The sequence below is a fragment of the Streptomyces sp. NPDC051909 genome (assembly GCF_040681095.1).
In the GTDB taxonomy this organism is placed as follows: domain Bacteria; phylum Actinomycetota; class Actinomycetes; order Streptomycetales; family Streptomycetaceae; genus Streptomyces.
Window position 1 is genome coordinate 159,041 of sequence record NZ_JBFAYA010000008.1, and the last position, 16,108, is coordinate 175,148.

Sequence of the window (16,108 nt, forward strand, 5' to 3'; positions counted from 1 at the left end):
ACCGGGTCCTGCTCAGCGCAGGGACTGCCCGTAGACGTGGTCCACGGACATCCGCATCAGCACCCGCCGGTCGGCCACCATCACCGACCGGTACTCCTCCCAGTCGGGGTGCTCCCCGGCGGCCAGCCGGTAGTACTCGACGAGCGCCTCGACCTCCGGGCCGTAGGGGTCCGTGCCGGGCCCGGTCAGCGTGACCGTGCCCTCGGCGGTGGCCCACGCCCGGCCGTCCCGGGCGGTCACCTCCAGGGCGGCGCGCGGGTCCCGGCGCAGATTGGCCGTCTTGGCGCGGCCCTCGGTCATCGACACGTACAGCGTCTCGGTCTTCGGGTCGTAGAACGGCATCACCGGGGACAGCTGCGGGCGTCCGTCGGCCTTCAGGGTGGCGAGGACGCCGAGTCGGCTCTCGGCGAGCAGGGCACGGGTGTCGAACGAGGAGGTCGTCATGTCCTTCTTCAAGTCCTGTGCGGCGCCGGGTTGTTCCCTCCGGCGTGTGGTGAATTGCGTCGCGGCGGCAGCGCCTCGGTCGCGGCGAGGGAGGTCACCGCGGCGGCCAGGCCGAGGACGGCCCCGGCGGCGACATCACCCGGGTAGTGGACACCCGTGTGGACGCGCGAGTAGCCCACGGCGCTCGCCAGGATCCCCAGCGGGACCGCCGCCGGCGGCAGCACGACGCCCACGGCGGTGGCGAAGGCGACCGCCGACGCCATGTGGCCCGACGGGAACGAGGCCGAGGACGGCATGGGCACGTGCCGCGCCACGACGACCCGGGCCGCCTCCCGGTCCGGCCGCCGGCGCCGTACCAGACGCTTGCCGAGGAGGTTCGCCGAGACCGAGGCGATCCCGATCGCGCCCGCCCCGGCGATCGCCGCCCGTCGCGCCCGCCCGCCCGCGAGGGCGAGCGCCCCGGCCACCGCGAGGGAGATCTTGGAGTGGTCGGCGGCGGCCGAGAGCAGCCGCAGCGCCCGGTCGAGCGTCGGCGTGGGCGTGGCGGCGACCGCCGCGTACAGCGCGCCGTCCACCGCCCGCAGGTCGGCGAGCACGGCGCGCACGGTGTCCGGGGGAGCGATTTCAGTCATTCGAGGTCCTTCCTCGGCGCCGGCCGAAGGCGAGCACGACGATCCGGCGCCAGCTCAGCGGCGGTGCGGCGGGCAGGGTGCCCGGCCGGTCGCGCGGCACCAGGACCCGCAGCGCCCTCGGTCGCAGGGTGCAGACGACCGGCGCCGGCAGGGTCAGGGCCTCGCCGTCGACGGCCACCGCGAGTTCGGGGGAGGCGGAGACGACCTCGACCCGGGCGGCGGTCAGCACGTTCAGTCCCGCCGACTGGGCCCCGCGCACCGCGAGGTCGGCCGCCTGCGCCGCGCCGTCCACCCGGATGCCGACCACGCCGAGTGTGCCCCGGTCGAGCCGGGGCCGCTTCCCGCCGCCGAAGGGATCGGGCGAGTTGTACGGGTTGTTGCTGACGAGCAGCGCCTGCTGGTCGGGCAGCTCGGTGCCGTCGGCCCGCGCGTCGAGGCGCCGCCCCGAGTCGGCGGCGAGGAGCTCGGGCATCATGCTCAGCGCCGTCTCCGCCTTCGCGTTCCGGTACTCCGGGCGCTGCACCACGTCCGCGTACACCCCGAAGGACACGGTGTTGACGAACGGCCGCCCGGCCACCTCCCCGAGGTCCACCCGCAGCTCCTCGCCGTCGGTGAGGGCGTCCAGGCAGCGCGACGGGTCGGTGCGGTCCAGGCCCAGGTCCATCGCGAAGTGGTTGCGGGTGCCCGCGCTGATCACCAGGAACGGCAGGTCGTGTTCGGCCGCCACCGCCGCCACCAGCGCCTGGGTGCCGTCGCCGCCCGCCACCCCGAGCAGGTCCGCGCCGTCCGCGACGGCCGCGCGGGCGAGCTCGGTCGCGTCCGGGAACGCACCGCCGGGCTCGGCCGGGGCGAGCAGCAGCACCCGAGCGCCCAGCCGCTCCGCCTTCTCCACCAGGCCGAACTTCTCGACCTTGCCGCCGCCGGACTTCGGGTTCATCAGGAGCACCGGCCGCGAGGGCGGCGCGGCGGGCCGCGCCCGGTGGCCGAGCGCCGGCCGGTGCAGGGCCCGGCGGGCGCAGAACAGGGCCACGCCCCACAGGGCGAGCGCGGTCAGCGCCGACGGCCACAGTCCGCCCGCCACGTAGAGAAACATGACGCCGACCGGCGTGCCGGCCGCGAGCAGCGCGCCGAGGAAGCGCACCGGTCCGCGATGCGCCAGGAACCACCAGACACCGGCGGCGGACAGCGCGAGCCCGGCGAGACCGCTGAGGATGATCAGCACGCCGCCGTCACCGAACGGCAGGAACAGCGAGAGCACCGCGACGACGGCCGCCAGCATCGCGCAGCGCGCGAGCAGCCGGGACCGGGCCGCGGCCCGCACCCGCTCGGGATCGTCCGTACTCACCGCCAGCCTCCCCGTGTCGACGGTCCCAGCCTGCGGTCGACCGGGGGCCCGCACCGCCCCGGGCGCCCGTTCGGGTGACGGCTTGGCATGATGCCTCCGCGTGTCCGTCCGGATACCGATTGTGGCACGGGCGGATTGGCGACAGGATCGCTCAGGTGCATGATGAACCGAAACTCTCGGACGGGGTCGTCACCCTGTCCCCGCTCGGCCCCGACGACCCGGGCCGGGCCCCTGCCCACCACCCCTGGGAACCGTGGCGCGCCCACGGCCCCGTACGGATCCTCGGCATCCGCGCCGGCCGGCTCGTCGGCACCGTCGAGCTGCGCCCGGCGGCCGCCGGTTTCGCCCGCGGCGACGTCGATCTGTGCTTCTCCCTCCAGCCCGAGGCCCGCGGCCGCGGCCTCGCCACCCGGGCGGTGCTGCTCGCCTGCGACCACGCCCGGGCCGCGGGCGCCCGCCGCGCTGTGGTCCTCACGCCCGCCGCGGCCCCGGCCGTCGGCGCCGTCGCCCGGCGGGCCGGCTTCGCGCGGCGCGGCCAGATCAGCCGCGCCGACGGCACCCTCCTCGACTGGCACGTCAAGGAACTCGGCAGACCGTAGGCGGAGCGACCGTACGGGGACATGCCGTACGGGGGTCAGGCCAGGATCCCGCTGCCGTGCGGGGCGTACAGGTCGAGCAGCCGGACCCGGGTCACCTGGAGCCGGTGGGCGAGGATCTGGCCGACCCAGAACATCACCGAGGCGCCGAACTCCGCGTCCGTCCGGCACATCGAGCGCACCGCCGCGCCGTCGAACTCGTACGCCCTGACCGGCGTCATCGCCTCCGCGCCGGACTGGCACAGATACGGCGGGAACAGCCACGACAGGCCCACCAGCTCGCCGTGCCGCAGCGTCTCGATGACCGGCGCCCCGCGCCCCGGCACCTTGGCGTCCAGGGTGACCGCGCCCGTCTTCACGATCCAGAAGCGGTCGGCCCGGTCCTGTTCCTCGAACAGCCGTTGACCCGCCTCGAAGTACACGTCCTCGGCGAAGGCCATGAGGCGTTCCCGGTGCTCGGGCGGAAGCGTGCTGACCTTGGGTGCTGCGGCGCTCATGGCGGGCCTCCTCTGCGCGGCGGCGGCGTGCGTCCCGCCTCCAGTGTCCGCCGCCCGCGCCCGCTGCGCAGACACCGCACCCGCACCGTCACACGGACGCCGTACACGGGCCACGAGGCCCCCCGAACGGCCGGTGGCGGCCCGGTCACCACGTGCATACGGTGCGCTCGTTCCGGGGGACCCCCCCACGGAGAACGGTCTTCTCGGGCGCTTCCCGGACGGCGACATCCGGACGTCGTGCCTCCGCGGTGCGCCGTTCACCCGGCCCGCCCCGTCCGGCGTGCGCCTTCCGGGCGGAGGGCGGAGCATGAACGTGGGGAGGGAGCGGCGATACGGGGGCGGTGACCCAGGAGGGTGTCATGGCCGTCCCGGACGGAGGCGACGCACTCGTCGTCCTCAGCGACGTCGACAAACACTTCGGCACGCTCCACGTGCTCCAGTCCATCGACCTCACGATCCACCGCGGAGAGGTCGTGGTGGTCATCGGGCCCTCCGGGTCCGGCAAGTCCACGCTCTGCCGTGCCATCAACCGTCTGGAGACGATCGACTCCGGCACCATCACCATCGACGGCCGGCCGCTGCCCGCCGAGGGCAAGGCGCTGGCCGCGCTGCGCGCCGACGTCGGCATGGTCTTCCAGTCGTTCAACCTCTTCGCCCACAAGACCGTGCTCGCCAACGTCACCCTCGGGCAGATCAAGGTCCGCAAGAAGGACCGCAAGAAGGCCGAGGAGCGTGCCCGCGCGCTCCTGGAGCGGGTCGGGGTGGCCAATCAGGCGGACAAGTACCCGGCGCAGCTGTCCGGCGGTCAGCAACAGCGCGTCGCCATCGCCCGCGCGCTCGCGATGGACCCCAAGGTGATGCTGTTCGACGAGCCGACCTCGGCGCTCGACCCGGAGATGATCAACGAGGTCCTGGAGGTCATGCGGCAGCTGGCCCAGGAGGGCATGACGATGGTGGTCGTCACCCACGAGATGGGCTTCGCCCGTTCGGCGGCCAACCGGGTGGTCTTCATGGCCGACGGCCGGATCGTCGAGGAGACCACGCCCGACGAGTTCTTCAGCAACCCGCGCAGCGAGCGTGCCAAGGACTTCCTGTCGAAGATCCTCAAGCACTGACCCGAATCCGCACCGGCATTCGCACCCGCACCCGCACCCGAATCCGCACCTGTCCCCATACCCGTACCACCGTGGAGTGAAGACCATGAACCCGCACAGGAACCGCAGGATCACCATCGCCGCGGCCGCCGCGGTCGTCCTCGCCTTCACCGGCGCCGCGTGCAGCGACGACGGTGGCGGCGGGGGCGGCGACGACAAGATCACCGTCGGGATCAAGTTCGACCAGCCCGGCCTCGGCCTGAAGACTCCGGACGGCAAGTACACCGGCTTCGACGTCGACGTCGCGACGTACGTCGCCAAGGAACTCGGCCACGATCCGTCCGACATCGTCTGGAAGGAGGCGAAGAGCGCCGACCGCGAGACGCTGCTCCAGCGCGGCGACGTGGACTTCATCGCGGCCACCTACTCGATCAACGAGAAACGGCAGGAGAAGGTCGACTTCGCCGGTCCCTACCTCCTCGCCCACCAGGACGTGCTGATCCGCGCGGACGACAACTCCATCACCAAGCCCACCGACCTCAACAACAAGAAGCTCTGCTCGGTCACCGGCTCGACCTCCGCCCAGAACGTCAAGACGAAGATCGCCCCGAACGCCCAGCTCCAGGAGTACGGCGGCTACTCCGAGTGCCTCACCGGCCTGGAGAACGGCGTGATCGACGCCCTGACCACCGACGACTCGATCCTGGCCGGCTACGCCGCGCAGCCCGAGTTCGAGGGCAAGTTCAAGCTCGGCGGCTTCAAGCTGAGCAACGAGAACTACGGCATCGGCGTCCAGAAGGGCAGCGAACTGAAGGACCAGATCAACAAGGCCCTGGAGAAGATGGTCGCCGACGGATCCTGGCAGGCCGCCGTGGACAAGAACCTCGGCCCCGCCGGCTACCAGAACGAACCCGCCCCCAAGATCGGCGTCATCGTCCAGTGAGCAGGCCGCCGTGTTCGACTTCCTCGAGGGCTACGACATCCTGGGCGCCTTCTGGACCACCATCCAGCTGACGCTCTACTCCGCCGTGGGCTCCCTGATCTGGGGGACGCTGCTGGCCGCCATGCGCGTCAGCCCCGTCCCCCTCATGCGGGGCTTCGGCACCGTCTACGTCAACATCGTCCGCAACATCCCGCTCACCGTCATCATCGTCTTCACCTCGCTCGGCCTCTTCCAGACCCTCGGAGTCAGCCTGGGCGCCAAGGACTTCACCACCATCAACTTCCGGCTCGCCGTCCTCGGCCTCATCGCCTACACCTCCGCCTTCGTCTGCGAGGCGCTGCGGTCCGGCATCAACACCGTCCCCCTGGGACAGGTCGAGGCCGCCCGCGCCATCGGTCTGAACTTCACCCAGACCCTGCGTCTGATCGTGCTGCCCCAGGCCTTCCGCTCGGTCGTCGGCCCCCTCACCAACGTCCTCATCGCGCTCACCAAGAACACCACCGTCGCCGCGGCCATCGGCGTCGCCGAAGCCGCGCTGCTGATGCGCGAGATGATCGAGAACGAGGCGCAGCTGATCCTCATCTCCGCGATCTTCGCCTTCGGATTCATCTGTCTCACCCTGCCCACCGGACTCTTCCTCGGCTGGGTCGCGAAGAAGGTGGCGGTGAAACGATGAAGGAGAAGCCGACCGTCCTCTACGACGTCCCCGGGCCGCGCGCCCGCCGCCGGAACGTCCTCTTCACCGTGCTCTTCCTGGTCGCCATCGGCGCCCTCGTGTGGTGGGTGGTGGACAGCCTCGCCGCAAAGAACCAGCTCGACGGGACCAAGTGGGAACCGTTCTTCACCGACCCCCGGATCTGGAACACGTACATCCTGCCGGGCCTGAAGAACACCGTCATCGCCGCCGCCCTCGCCATGGTGATCGCGCTGCCGCTCGGCGCGCTGTTCGGCATCGCCCGGCTCTCCGACCACGCCTGGGTGCGCGCCACGGCCGGCACGGTCGTGGAGTTCTTCCGCGCCATCCCCGTCCTCATCCTGATGCTCTTCGCCAACGCCGCGTACTCGGAGTTCACCGACGTCAGCCCTGAGAACCGGCCGCTGTACGCGGTCGTCACCGGCCTCGTCCTCTACAACTCCTCCGTCCTCGCCGAGGTCGTCCGGGCCGGCATCCTCGCCCTGCCGGCCGGCCAGACCGACGCGGCCAAGGCGATCGGCATGCGCAAGGGCCAGACCATGGCGTACGTGCTGCTCCCGCAGTCCGTCACCGCGATGCTGCCCGCCCTGGTCAGCCAGCTCGTCGTCATCGTCAAGGACACCGCGCTCGGCGGCGCGATGCTCGGCTTCTCGGAACTCCTCGCCTCCGTGCGCCCGATGAGCGCGAACTACGGCGCGAACACGATCGCCTCGTTCACGGTCGTGGCCGTCGTGTTCGTGATCCTCAACTTCCTCCTCACCACCTTCGCCTCCTGGCTGGAGGGCCGGCTGCGCCGCGGCAAGAAGTCCACCGGAGCGGTCGTCGGCGTCGAGGCGGTGGAGGAGCTCGCCGTACCCGGCGAACACCCGCCGGGCGGCGGAGAACGGCCCTGAACGTCCGCCGGCGCCACGGGTCGACGGCCCGTCCGTACGACGCCGCATCCCGGGTGCTCGCCCCCGGCCGCCACCGCGCCCAGAATCGGGGGCATGACCGCCGCGCCCTCGCCGCTCACCCGTACCGACCGGCTGCTCGCCGCCCTCGCCGGGATCCTCGCCGGATACGGCGGGCTCGCGGTCGCCGCCCTCGTGGCCGTCGTGGTGCGGCCCGAGGCCGGGCCGGTGCCCGCCGTCGGCGACGCGGTCGTCGACCGCACCCCGGCCGGCGTCAAGGACTGGGCGATCCGCACCTTCGGCGAGAGCGACAAGGCCGTCCTCGAATTCGGCATCCTGGTGTTGCTCGCGCTCCTCGCCGCCGCCCTCGGCCTGCTCGCCCTGCGCCGCCGGGCCGCCGCCCTCGTCGGCGTGGGACTGCTCGGCCTCCTGGGGGCGCTCGCCGCCGTCACCCGCCCCGACTCCACCTCCGCCACCGACGCGCTGCCCTCGCTCGTCGGCGCGGCCACCGCCGCCGCCCTGCTGTACGTCCTGGCCGCCCGGCTCACCCGGCCGCGGCCGGCGACGGCGCCCCGCACCGACCGACGCGGCTTCCTGCTGGCCGGGGCCGGGGTGGCCGTCGGCGCCACCGCCGCCACCTTCCTGGCCCGCAGTCTCGGGTCCACCCGCTCCCGGCACGCCGCCGCCTCGCGCAGTGCCCTCCGGCTGCCCCGGCCCGCCTCGCCGGCCCCCGCCGTACCGCCCGGCGCCCAGCTCCCGGTCGAGGGCATCAGCCCCTTCGTCACCCCCAACAAGGACTTCTACCGGGTCGACACCGCGCTCGTCGTCCCGCGCGTCGACGCCGACACCTGGAAACTGCGGATCCACGGCAGCGGAGTGCCCCGGGAGCGCGTCCTCACCCTGCCCGAACTGCTGCGCCGCGAGGTCGTCGAACGCGACATCACCCTCGCCTGCGTCTCCAACGAGGTCGGCGGCCCGCTGGTCGGCAACGCCCGCTGGCTCGGTGTCCGCCTCGCCGACCTGCTGCGCGAGTGCGGGGTCCGCCCGCCCTCGCAGGGCGGCCCGGCGGACCAGATCGTCGCCCGCTCCGTCGACGGCATGACCATCGGCACCCCCGTCGAGGCCGTCATGGACGGCCGCGACGCGCTCCTCGCCTTCGGCATGAACGGCGAGCCGCTGCCCTTCGCGCACGGCTTCCCCGTCCGCATGGTCGTCCCCGGCCTCTACGGCTATGTCTCCGCCTGCAAGTGGCTCGGCTCCCTGGAGCTCACCACCTTCGCCGCGTACGACGCCTACTGGGTGCCGCGCGGCTGGGCCGCGCAGGCGCCGATCAAGACCGAGTCCCGGATCGACACCCCCCGGCCCCTCGCCAGGATCGCCGCCGGACCCCGCCCGGTCGCCGTCGCCGGTGTCGCCTGGGCCCAGCACCGGGGCATCTCCCGGGTCCAGGTACGGATCGACGACGGCCCCTGGCAGGACGCCGAGCTCGGTGCCGAGGACAGCCGCGACACCTGGCGCCAGTGGGTCCACCACTGGCCCGCTACCCCCGGCCGGCACGTCCTCACGGTACGCGCCACCGACGGCACCGGCGCCGTGCAGACCGAGCGCCGCGCGGACGTCATGCCGGACGGGGCGACCGGCCTGCACTCCGTCGAGGTCACCGTCGCGGAGGGCTGAGCGGGCCGAGCAGGCCGAGTGGACTGAACGGACTGAACGGACTGAACGGACGGCGGCAGCGGCAGCGACGCCACCCGGCGGCCCGGGCCGAACGGGACGGCGGTCTCCGAGGAGCGGACCGCCCGTGGTGCCCGCCCGGGCCGGACCCGGTGCGCCCGGTCCTCCGCGATGCCGCCGGGGCCCGGACGGCGCACCATGAGAAGCATGGACGGCACGCCCGGACTCGGGGACGTCAGCGCGCCGGGCCGCGTCGCCGGGCCCGACGAGGGGATCAGCACCGCCGAGCTGGCCCTCGCCGCCCGCAATCACGGCCTGCCGCTCGAAGCGCTCCGCCACGACACCAGCCCGCCCGGCCTGCACTACGTCCTGGTGCACTACGACATCCCCGCCACCGACGCCGACACCTGGCGGCTCGACCTCGACGGCCTCGTCGACCGTCCGCTCTCGCTCGACCTCGCCGCCCTCCGCGCCCGCCCCGCCGTCACCCACCGGGTCACCCTGGAGTGCGCGGGCAACGGCCGGGCCCGCCTCGCGCCCCGGCCGGTCAGTCAGCCCTGGCTGGCCGAGGCCGTCGGCACCGCCGACTGGACCGGCGTCCCGCTGGCCGCCCTGCTCGCCGAGGCGGGCCCGCGTCCCGGCGCCGTCGAGGCCGTCTTCACCGGCGCCGACCACGGCGTGGAACGCGGCACCGAACAGGACTACCAGCGCAGCCTCCCGCTCGACCTGGCCGCCGACCCCGGCCGCGGCGTCCTCCTCGCGTACGCCATGAACGGCGCCCCGCTGCCGCCCCAGCACGGGCACCCGCTGCGCCTGGTCGTGCCCGGCTGGTACGGCATGGCCTCGGTGAAGTGGCTCCGCTCGGTCACCGTCACCGACACCCCCTTCACCGGCTTCCAGCAGGCCGTCGCCTACCGATACCGGCGCGCCGCTGACGACACGGACGACCCCGGCGAGCCGGTGACCCTGATCGCCCCGCGCGCCCTGATGATCCCGCCCGGCTTCCCCGACTTCATGACCCGGGCCCGCGTCGTCCGCCCCGGTCCGGTGCCGCTGGCCGGCCGCGCCTGGTCCGGGCACGCGCCCGTGGTCCGGGTCGAGCTCAGCGTCGACGGCGAGGAGACCTGGACGGACGCCGAGGTCACCGCCGACCCGGACCGGCCCTGGGCCTGGGCGGCCTGGCGCGCGAACTGGACGGCGAGCCCGGGCACGTACCTGCTCGCCGTCCGCGCCACCGACGCCACCGGCCGCACCCAGCCGCTCACGGCCCCCTGGAACCGCGGCGGCTTCGGGAACAACCTGGTGCAGCGCGTCGAGGTGCACTGCCTGCCGGAGTGACCCGTCCCACCCGATCGCCGTCCGGGGGTGTCCGCGCGGCCGGATAGAGTCGAACGGGACCGACCGTCACCGCCGGACGGACGCCCCAGGACAGACACCGCAGGACAGACACCGCATGACCGAGGAGCATTCGTGACCGACCCGGAGACCACCGCCCTGCAGCAGCAGATCGCCCGGGAGCTGGAGGTCGGCGAGACCTTCGACCCGAGGACGGAGATCGAGCGCCGGGTGGCCTTCCTCACCGAGCGCCTCACCTCCACCGGCCTGCGCTCCCTGGTCCTCGGCATCAGCGGCGGCGTGGACTCCACCACCACGGGCCGGCTCTGCCAGCTCGCCGTCGAGCGGGCCCGGGCCGCCGGCCACGAGGCCGTCTTCTACGCGATGCGCCTGCCCTACGGCGTCCAGGCCGACGAGCACGACGCGCAGCTCGCCCTCGGCTTCATCCAGGCCGACCGGGTCCTCACCGTGGACGTGAAGCCGGCCAGCGACGCCGCCCTCGACGCGGCTCTGGCCGCCGGCGTCGCCTTCCGCGACGCGCACCACCAGGACTTCGTACAGGGCAACATCAAGGCCCGCCAGCGGATGATCGCCCAGTACGCGGTGGCCGGCGCCCACGACGGTCTGGTGGTCGGCACCGACCACGCCGCCGAGGCCGTCTCCGGATTCTTCACCAAGCACGGCGACGGCGCAGCCGACCTCGTCCCGCTCACCGGTCTCACCAAGCGCCGGGTGCGCGCGGTCGCGGCCGAGCTGGGCGCCCCCGCCGGGCTGGTGTGGAAGACCCCGACGGCCGACCTGGAGACCCTGGACCCAGGCAAGCCCGACGAGGACGCGCTCGGCGTGACGTACGACGAGATCGACGACTTCCTGGAGGGCAAGCCGGTCGGCGAGGCGGCCTTCGACGCGATCGTGCGCCGCTACCGCCTCACCGCCCACAAGCGCAGCCTGCCGATCGCGCCCTGAGGCCCTTGGGCCCTGTCCGGGCGCGGTCACCCGAGGGTGACAGGCGGGGGACCATCCGGCCGTTTCCGCGTGGCGGGGGCGGCCGGGCGCCCGGGGCGTGGTGTGCCCTGTGGGGACGTCAGCAGACGCCCCACCGAAGGGAGAACCACCCGTGTTGTTCGGCAGCACCACGGCATTCAGCAGCTTCTCGGTCGACGACCTCGACGCGGCCCGCGCCTTCTACGGCGACACGCTCGGCCTCCAGGCCGAGCTGGAGGGCTCCGGGGAGATGCGGATGCTGTTCCTCACCCTCGCCGGCGGAGCGCGGGTCATGGTCTACCCGAAGGGCGACCAGCACAGCCCGGCGAGCTTCACCGTGCTCAATTTCCAGGTCGACGACATCGACGCCGCCGTCGACGCGCTGACCGACAAGGGCGTCACGTTCGAGCGCTACGAGGGCTTCGAGTCCGACGCGAAGGGCGTCGTCCGGGACGAGCGCGGCCCGGCCGCCATCGCCTGGTTCACCGACCCCGCGCGCAACGTCATCGCCGTACTCCAGCGCTGATCAGGCTCTTCCGCCCCCTGGGCGGCGTGCGCCCCCGCCATGTGATCCACTGTCCTGGCGGGGGCGCACACGAACAGGAGTCGTACGCCGTGTCCACGTACCGTCAGCCGGGACTCGTCCTCACCGACCGCCACTACACCGTCCCGCTCGACCACACCCGCCCCGACGGCGAGACGATCGAGCTGTACGGACGTGAGGTCGTCGCCACCGACAAGGCCGACCGCACCGACCTGCCCTGGCTGCTCTACCTGGAGGGCGGCCCCGGCTTCGGCGCCCGCCGCTTCATCGGCCCGCAGGCCTGGCTCGGGCGCGCCGTGCGCGAGTTCCGGGTGCTGCTCCTGGACCAGCGCGGCACCGGCCGCTCCACCCCCGCCAACCGGCAGACCCTGCCGCTCCGCGGCACCCCGCGCGAGCAGGCGGACTACCTGGCCCACTTCCGCGCGGACTCCATCGTCAAGGACTGCGAGCTGATCCGCCGCGAGCTGACCGGCGGCGCCCCGTGGACCGTCCTCGGGCAGAGCTTCGGCGGCTTCTGCGCCACCCACTACCTCTCCACCGCGCCCGAGGGCCTCGCCACCGTCCTCATCACCGGCGGCCTGCCCTCGCTCGGCGCCACCGCCGACGAGGTCTACCGGGCCGCGTACCCGCGGATCCTGCGCAAGAACGAGGCGCACTACGCCCGTTACCCCGACGACGTCGAGCGGGTGCGGGCCGTCGCCGCCCACCTCCTGGAGCGGCCCGCGACCCTGCCCGGCGGCGGCACCCTCACCGCCGAGGCCTTCCAGTCGCTCGGGATCCTCCTCGGCACCGGCCAGGGCACCCACCAGCTCCATCTGCTCCTGGAGGACGCGTTCGTCCCCACCCCCGGCGGCTCCGCGCTCTCCGACGCCTTCCTCGAAGCCGTGCAGGCGCAGCTCTCCTTCGCCGGTCATCCGCTCTACGCCGTGCTTCACGAGGTCATCTACGCCCAGGGCCCGGGCCTCGGACACGGCGCCACCGACTGGGCCGCCGAGCGGGTCCGCGCCGAGTTCCCCGTCTTCGACGCGGCCAAGGCGCTCACCGGCGACGGACCGGTGCCGCTGACCGGCGAGAGCATCCACCCCTGGCACTTCACCACCGACCCGGCGCTGATCCCGCTGCGCGAGACCGCCGAGCACCTGGCCGCCCGCGCCGACTGGGCGCCGCTCTACGACCCGGCCCGCCTCGCCGCCAACGAGGTGCCGGTCGCCGCCGCCGTCTACCACGACGACATGTACGTGGACACCGCCCACTCCCTGCGGACCGCACGGACGATCCGGGGCCTGCGCACCTGGGTCACCGACGAGTTCGAGCACGACGGCGTCCGGGCCGGCGGCCCGCGCGTCCTCGACCGGCTGCTCGGCCTGGTCCGCGACGAGGTCTGAGCGGGGGCGTCGGCACCCCAGGCGCCCCCCCGGGGCGCCCTCGTGCGCGGACGAAAGTCCAAGCGGTGCTCACCGATCGCTCATGGTGCGTCACCCTCACCGGCGTCACCGGCAGCCCGGCCGCTCACCACGCCGACGCCGTCGTCGATCTCGGCTTCGCCGACGAACGCTCCGTCGTCCAGACCCGGTTCGCTCGTATCCTGCCCGTATGAGCGAGAACACCGAACAGGCCCCGCCGCTGGCCGAGATGCCCGGCGACTGGCAGCGCGCCCTCGCCGTCGTCGCCCACCCCGACGACCTGGAGTACGGCTGCGCCGCCGCCGTCGCCGGCTGGACCGACCAGGGCAAGGAGGTCGCCTACCTCCTCGTCACCCGCGGCGAGGCCGGCATCGACACCCTCGACCCGGCCACCTGCGCCCCGCTGCGCGAACGAGAGCAGCGCGAGAGCGCCGCGATCGTGGGCGTGCGGACCGTGGAGTTCCTCGACCATCGCGACGGCGTGATCGAGTACGGGCTCGGCCTGCGCCGCGACATCGCCGCCGCGATCCGCCGGCACCGGCCCGAACTCGTCATCACCCTCAACCACCGTGACACCTGGGGCCCGGAGCCCGGCGGCTTCTGGAACACCCCCGACCACCGCGCCGTCGGCCGCGCCGTCCTGGACGCCGCCGCCGACGCGGGCAACCGCTGGATCTTCCCCGAGCTCACCGACCAGGGCCTCGCCCCCTGGAACGGGGTCCGGTGGGTGGCCGTCGCCGGCTCGAACCTCCCCACCCACGCCGTCGACGCCACCCCCGGCCTGGACCGCGCCACCCACTCCCTGCGCGCCCACCGCACCTACATCGAGGCGCTGACCGACCAGGACGTCGACGACTACTGCCGCACCTTCGTCGCCGAGTCCACCGGCCGCGCCTCGGCCCGCTTCGGCGGCCGCCCGGCGGTGGCGTTCGAGGTGTTCCCCCGCTAGGGGGCGTCCGGGCCGCCGCCGGGCCGGCCTACATGTTCGGGTCGGGGCGCAGTACCGCGAACGGCGCGCCGAACGGGTCCGTGAACCAGGCGAGTCGGCCGACGTCCGGCACGTCCGAGGGGGGCAGCAGCACCGAGCCGCCGTTCTCCTGCACCGTCACCGAGGTGCGGTCGGCGTCCGTCACCATGAAGTACGGCACCCACATCGACCTGTCCATGCCCTCCTGGCGCGGCGCCGCACCGCCGAAGGAGGCGTCCTGCGGCTCGCCCTCGGCGGTGAGCAGCACCCGGTAGGTCATGCCCGAGGACTCCATCTCCTGCCAGCGCCAGCCGAACAGGCCCTGGTAGAAGGCGAGAGCGGTCTCCGGGTCGGGCACGTGCAGCTCGACCCAGACCAGGGTGTCGTTCTGCGAGGTGCGCTCCAGGCCCTTGACCGCGTTCGGCTGCCACACCGCGAACTCGGCGCCCGCCGGGTCGGTCAGCGCGGCCATCCGCCCCGCGTCCATCACGTCGAAGGCCGCCGCGCGCACCGTGCCGCCCGCCTTCTCCGCCGCCTTCGCGGTCGCGTCCGCGTCGGGGGTCTGGAAGTAGACCGTCCAGGCGCTGCTCGCGCCCTCCTCCGTCAGCGGGCCGAGCGCCGCGACGGTCTTGCCGTCCTGCTGGAAGAAGCCGTAGCCGCCGGCGTCGGGGCCCGCCGAGACGAAGTCCCAGCCGAAGACCCGGCCGTAGAACTGGGCGGCGGCGGCCGTGTCCGGGCTGCCGAGGTCGAGCCAGTCGGGGGAGCCGGTGATGAAGTCCGTACCGAGCATGGGGTGAGTCCCGTCCTTCCGGGTGGGGAGGCCGTGCCGTCACGGCGGATGCCGGATCGTGCGGTGCCGGGCCGTGGTGCGCTGTCGCGGGTGTCGGGCTGTCTGGGCTTTCCGGCCACCATGGCCGATCCTCGCCCTCCGCAAGGGCGGGCGCAGCCCCGCCCGCCGGGTTTCATCCGCACGGCGCAGCGCACCGGGCCCCGGCCCGTGCCCGGGAGGGGCCGCACCGGGCGTGGGCCGGGTCCACCTCACACGCCCCGCGCGCCCGCGCCCTCCGCGACCCTGCGGTCCAGGTCCGTCATCAGGAGGTCGCCGTTGATCATCGCCGCCGCGCGGTAGCCGCCGCTCGCCGCGTTGACGACCTGTTCGAACGCGCCGACCGCGTTGCCGGCGGCCCAGACGCCGGGGACGGAGGTGCGGCCGGACTCGTCGACGGTGACGAAGCGGCCGAAGGGCGTCTCGTGGGTCTCGGCGCCGAGGGCGGTCAGGAGCCCGTCGCGGGGCACGGTGCGGGTGCCGACGAACAGCACCTCGCGCGGGACGACCCGGCCGTCCGCCATCCGAACCCCCGTCAGCCGGTCGTCCTCGGCGACGATCCCGGCGACCTCGCCGGTCACCACCGTGACCCCGGCCGCCGCGAGGCGGGCGGTGTCCTCGGCGGAGGGCTCGGGGGCGGTGTGCAGGAAGAGGGTGACGTCGGGGGACCACTGGGAGACCATCAGGGCCTGATGGGCCGGCATCACGGGGTGGGCGATCACTCCGAAGGCCCGGTCGCGCACCTCCCAGCCGTGGCAGTACGGGCAGTGGATGACGTCCCGGCCCCAGCGCTCGGCCACCCCGGCCACGTCCGGCAGCTCGTCCACCAGACCCGTGGTGACGACGAGCCGCCGCGCGCGCACCCGGCGCCCGTCCGCCAGGTCCAGCGCGAAGCCCTCGTCCGGCTCCGGTGTCGCGGCCGTGACCAGGCCCTTCGTCCAGTCCACCCCGTACGCGGCGATCTCCTCGCGCCCGGTCGCCAGGAGCTCGGCCGGGCTCGTGCCGTCGAGGCCGAGATAGCCCTGCATATGGGCGGCGGGCGCGTTGCGCGGCTCTCCCGCGTCGATGACCAGGGTGCTGCGGCGGGCCCGGCCCAGCACCAGGGCCGCGCTCAGGCCGGCCGCGCCGCCGCCGATCACCACCACGTCGTATTCGCTCCGCGAGCTGTGTGCGTTCATGCCGCGAGGGTCGCCACTCCCACACCCGCTTGACAAACAAAGTTGCCGTTTCTGCAATGGAG

General features: G+C 73.7%; 18 protein-coding genes. 12 read left to right on the forward strand and 6 right to left on the reverse strand.

Features of this window, described 5'->3' with window-relative positions; translation table 11 throughout:
* Nucleotides 1-12: 12 nt before the first annotated feature.
* Genes AB0M18_RS15340 through AB0M18_RS15350 form a run of 3 tightly spaced genes read right to left on the reverse strand, consistent with a single transcriptional unit; the run spans nt 13 to nt 2,355 of the window.
* A complete protein-coding gene (locus AB0M18_RS15340; protein WP_365757919.1) occupies nt 13-444 on the reverse strand; it encodes a PPOX class F420-dependent oxidoreductase in 432 nt (143 codons plus the stop codon).
* Between the two features lie 8 nt (nt 445-452).
* On the reverse strand, nt 453-1,076 hold the full coding sequence (locus AB0M18_RS15345; protein ID WP_365757921.1) for a phosphatase PAP2 family protein: 624 nt from the start codon (nt 1,074-1,076) through the stop codon (nt 453-455).
* Nucleotides 1,069-2,355, reverse strand: coding sequence for a diacylglycerol kinase family protein (locus AB0M18_RS15350; RefSeq protein ID WP_365758299.1), 1,287 nt, complete (start codon nt 2,353-2,355; stop codon nt 1,069-1,071). Before AB0M18_RS15350 ends, AB0M18_RS15345 begins: the two co-directional genes overlap by 8 nt.
* 221 nt (nt 2,356-2,576) lie before the next feature.
* Here AB0M18_RS15350 and AB0M18_RS15355 point away from each other — a divergent pair, with 221 nt between their 5' ends.
* Nucleotides 2,577-3,020, forward strand: a complete 444-nt coding sequence (locus AB0M18_RS15355; protein WP_365757923.1) for a GNAT family N-acetyltransferase — start codon at nt 2,577-2,579, stop codon at nt 3,018-3,020.
* A 35-nt stretch (nt 3,021-3,055) separates the two neighbouring features.
* Here AB0M18_RS15355 and AB0M18_RS15360 read toward each other — a convergent pair whose 3' ends face one another.
* Entirely contained in the window at nt 3,056-3,514 is a 459-nt protein-coding gene (locus tag AB0M18_RS15360; RefSeq protein ID WP_365757925.1) for a cyclic nucleotide-binding domain-containing protein, read from the reverse strand.
* Nucleotides 3,515-3,873: 359 nt separating this feature from the next.
* On the opposite strand from AB0M18_RS15360, the gene AB0M18_RS15365 reads away from it, so the two are divergent.
* The 11 genes from AB0M18_RS15365 (at nt 3,874) to AB0M18_RS15415 (ending at nt 14,024) form a co-directional block, all read left to right on the forward strand.
* Complete coding sequence (locus AB0M18_RS15365) at nt 3,874-4,629, forward strand: amino acid ABC transporter ATP-binding protein (RefSeq protein WP_365757927.1); 756 nt, start codon at nt 3,874-3,876, stop codon at nt 4,627-4,629.
* An 85-nt stretch (nt 4,630-4,714) separates the two neighbouring features.
* Entirely contained in the window at nt 4,715-5,551 is an 837-nt protein-coding gene (locus AB0M18_RS15370) for a glutamate ABC transporter substrate-binding protein (protein WP_365757929.1), read from the forward strand.
* A gap of 10 nt (nt 5,552-5,561) precedes the next feature.
* Nucleotides 5,562-6,227 (forward strand): amino acid ABC transporter permease, encoded by a 666-nt coding sequence (locus AB0M18_RS15375; protein WP_365757931.1) that lies wholly within the window; start codon nt 5,562-5,564, stop codon nt 6,225-6,227.
* Nucleotides 6,224-7,138: an amino acid ABC transporter permease gene (locus AB0M18_RS15380; RefSeq protein ID WP_365757933.1), complete on the forward strand. Its 915-nt coding sequence runs from the start codon at nt 6,224-6,226 to the stop codon at nt 7,136-7,138. The genes AB0M18_RS15375 and AB0M18_RS15380 overlap by 4 nt, the downstream gene beginning before the upstream one ends.
* Nucleotides 7,139-7,231: 93 nt before the next feature.
* On the forward strand, nt 7,232-8,812 hold the full coding sequence (locus tag AB0M18_RS15385; RefSeq protein ID WP_365757935.1) for a molybdopterin-dependent oxidoreductase: 1,581 nt from the start codon (nt 7,232-7,234) through the stop codon (nt 8,810-8,812).
* Nucleotides 8,813-9,016: 204 nt separating this feature from the next.
* The gene (locus AB0M18_RS15390) at nt 9,017-10,147 is read left to right on the forward strand and encodes a sulfite oxidase (RefSeq protein WP_365757937.1); all 1,131 of its coding nucleotides are present in this window, start codon (nt 9,017-9,019) and stop codon (nt 10,145-10,147) included.
* 132 nt (nt 10,148-10,279) lie between these two features.
* Nucleotides 10,280-11,110, forward strand: coding sequence for an ammonia-dependent NAD(+) synthetase (gene nadE / locus AB0M18_RS15395; RefSeq protein WP_365757939.1), 831 nt, complete (start codon nt 10,280-10,282; stop codon nt 11,108-11,110).
* Nucleotides 11,111-11,264: 154 nt separating this feature from the next.
* Nucleotides 11,265-11,654, forward strand: coding sequence for a VOC family protein (locus AB0M18_RS15400; RefSeq protein ID WP_365758301.1), 390 nt, complete (start codon nt 11,265-11,267; stop codon nt 11,652-11,654).
* Between the two features lie 89 nt (nt 11,655-11,743).
* Nucleotides 11,744-13,057, forward strand: coding sequence for an alpha/beta fold hydrolase (locus AB0M18_RS15405; RefSeq protein WP_365757941.1), 1,314 nt, complete (start codon nt 11,744-11,746; stop codon nt 13,055-13,057).
* A gap of 65 nt (nt 13,058-13,122) precedes the next feature.
* Nucleotides 13,123-13,269 carry a hypothetical protein gene (locus AB0M18_RS15410; RefSeq protein WP_365757943.1) on the forward strand — a complete coding sequence of 49 codons (147 nt, stop codon included), beginning with the start codon at nt 13,123-13,125 and terminating at the stop codon, nt 13,267-13,269.
* Nucleotides 13,266-14,024 carry a PIG-L deacetylase family protein gene (locus AB0M18_RS15415; RefSeq protein ID WP_365757945.1) on the forward strand — a complete coding sequence of 253 codons (759 nt, stop codon included), beginning with the start codon at nt 13,266-13,268 and terminating at the stop codon, nt 14,022-14,024. Before AB0M18_RS15410 ends, AB0M18_RS15415 begins: the two co-directional genes overlap by 4 nt.
* A 28-nt stretch (nt 14,025-14,052) precedes the next feature.
* On the opposite strand, the gene AB0M18_RS15420 is transcribed toward AB0M18_RS15415, so the two are convergent.
* Nucleotides 14,053-14,832: a VOC family protein gene (locus tag AB0M18_RS15420; protein ID WP_365757947.1), complete on the reverse strand. Its 780-nt coding sequence runs from the start codon at nt 14,830-14,832 to the stop codon at nt 14,053-14,055.
* Nucleotides 14,833-15,080: 248 nt separating this feature from the next.
* The gene (locus AB0M18_RS15425) at nt 15,081-16,046 is read right to left on the reverse strand and encodes an NAD(P)/FAD-dependent oxidoreductase (protein WP_365757949.1); all 966 of its coding nucleotides are present in this window, start codon (nt 16,044-16,046) and stop codon (nt 15,081-15,083) included.
* Between the last annotated feature and the right edge of the window lie 62 nt (nt 16,047-16,108).

What these genes read in the sequence shown, in the direction of transcription:
- AB0M18_RS15340 (WP_365757919.1), bottom strand. Translation starts at nt 444, where the DNA reads ATGACGACCTCCTCGTTCGACACCCGTGCCCTGCTCGCCGAGAGCCGA.
- AB0M18_RS15345 (WP_365757921.1), bottom strand. Translation starts at nt 1,076, where the DNA reads ATGACTGAAATCGCTCCCCCGGACACCGTGCGCGCCGTGCTCGCCGAC.
- AB0M18_RS15350 (WP_365758299.1), bottom strand. Translation starts at nt 2,355, where the DNA reads ATGCTGGCGGCCGTCGTCGCGGTGCTCTCGCTGTTCCTGCCGTTCGGT.
- AB0M18_RS15360 (WP_365757925.1), bottom strand. Translation starts at nt 3,514, where the DNA reads ATGAGCGCCGCAGCACCCAAGGTCAGCACGCTTCCGCCCGAGCACCGG.
- AB0M18_RS15365 (WP_365757927.1), top strand. Translation starts at nt 3,874, where the DNA reads ATGGCCGTCCCGGACGGAGGCGACGCACTCGTCGTCCTCAGCGACGTC.
- AB0M18_RS15370 (WP_365757929.1), top strand. Translation starts at nt 4,715, where the DNA reads ATGAACCCGCACAGGAACCGCAGGATCACCATCGCCGCGGCCGCCGCG.
- AB0M18_RS15380 (WP_365757933.1), top strand. Translation starts at nt 6,224, where the DNA reads ATGAAGGAGAAGCCGACCGTCCTCTACGACGTCCCCGGGCCGCGCGCC.
- AB0M18_RS15385 (WP_365757935.1), top strand. Translation starts at nt 7,232, where the DNA reads ATGACCGCCGCGCCCTCGCCGCTCACCCGTACCGACCGGCTGCTCGCC.
- AB0M18_RS15390 (WP_365757937.1), top strand. Translation starts at nt 9,017, where the DNA reads ATGGACGGCACGCCCGGACTCGGGGACGTCAGCGCGCCGGGCCGCGTC.
- AB0M18_RS15415 (WP_365757945.1), top strand. Translation starts at nt 13,266, where the DNA reads ATGAGCGAGAACACCGAACAGGCCCCGCCGCTGGCCGAGATGCCCGGC.
- AB0M18_RS15420 (WP_365757947.1), bottom strand. Translation starts at nt 14,832, where the DNA reads ATGCTCGGTACGGACTTCATCACCGGCTCCCCCGACTGGCTCGACCTC.
- AB0M18_RS15425 (WP_365757949.1), bottom strand. Translation starts at nt 16,046, where the DNA reads ATGAACGCACACAGCTCGCGGAGCGAATACGACGTGGTGGTGATCGGC.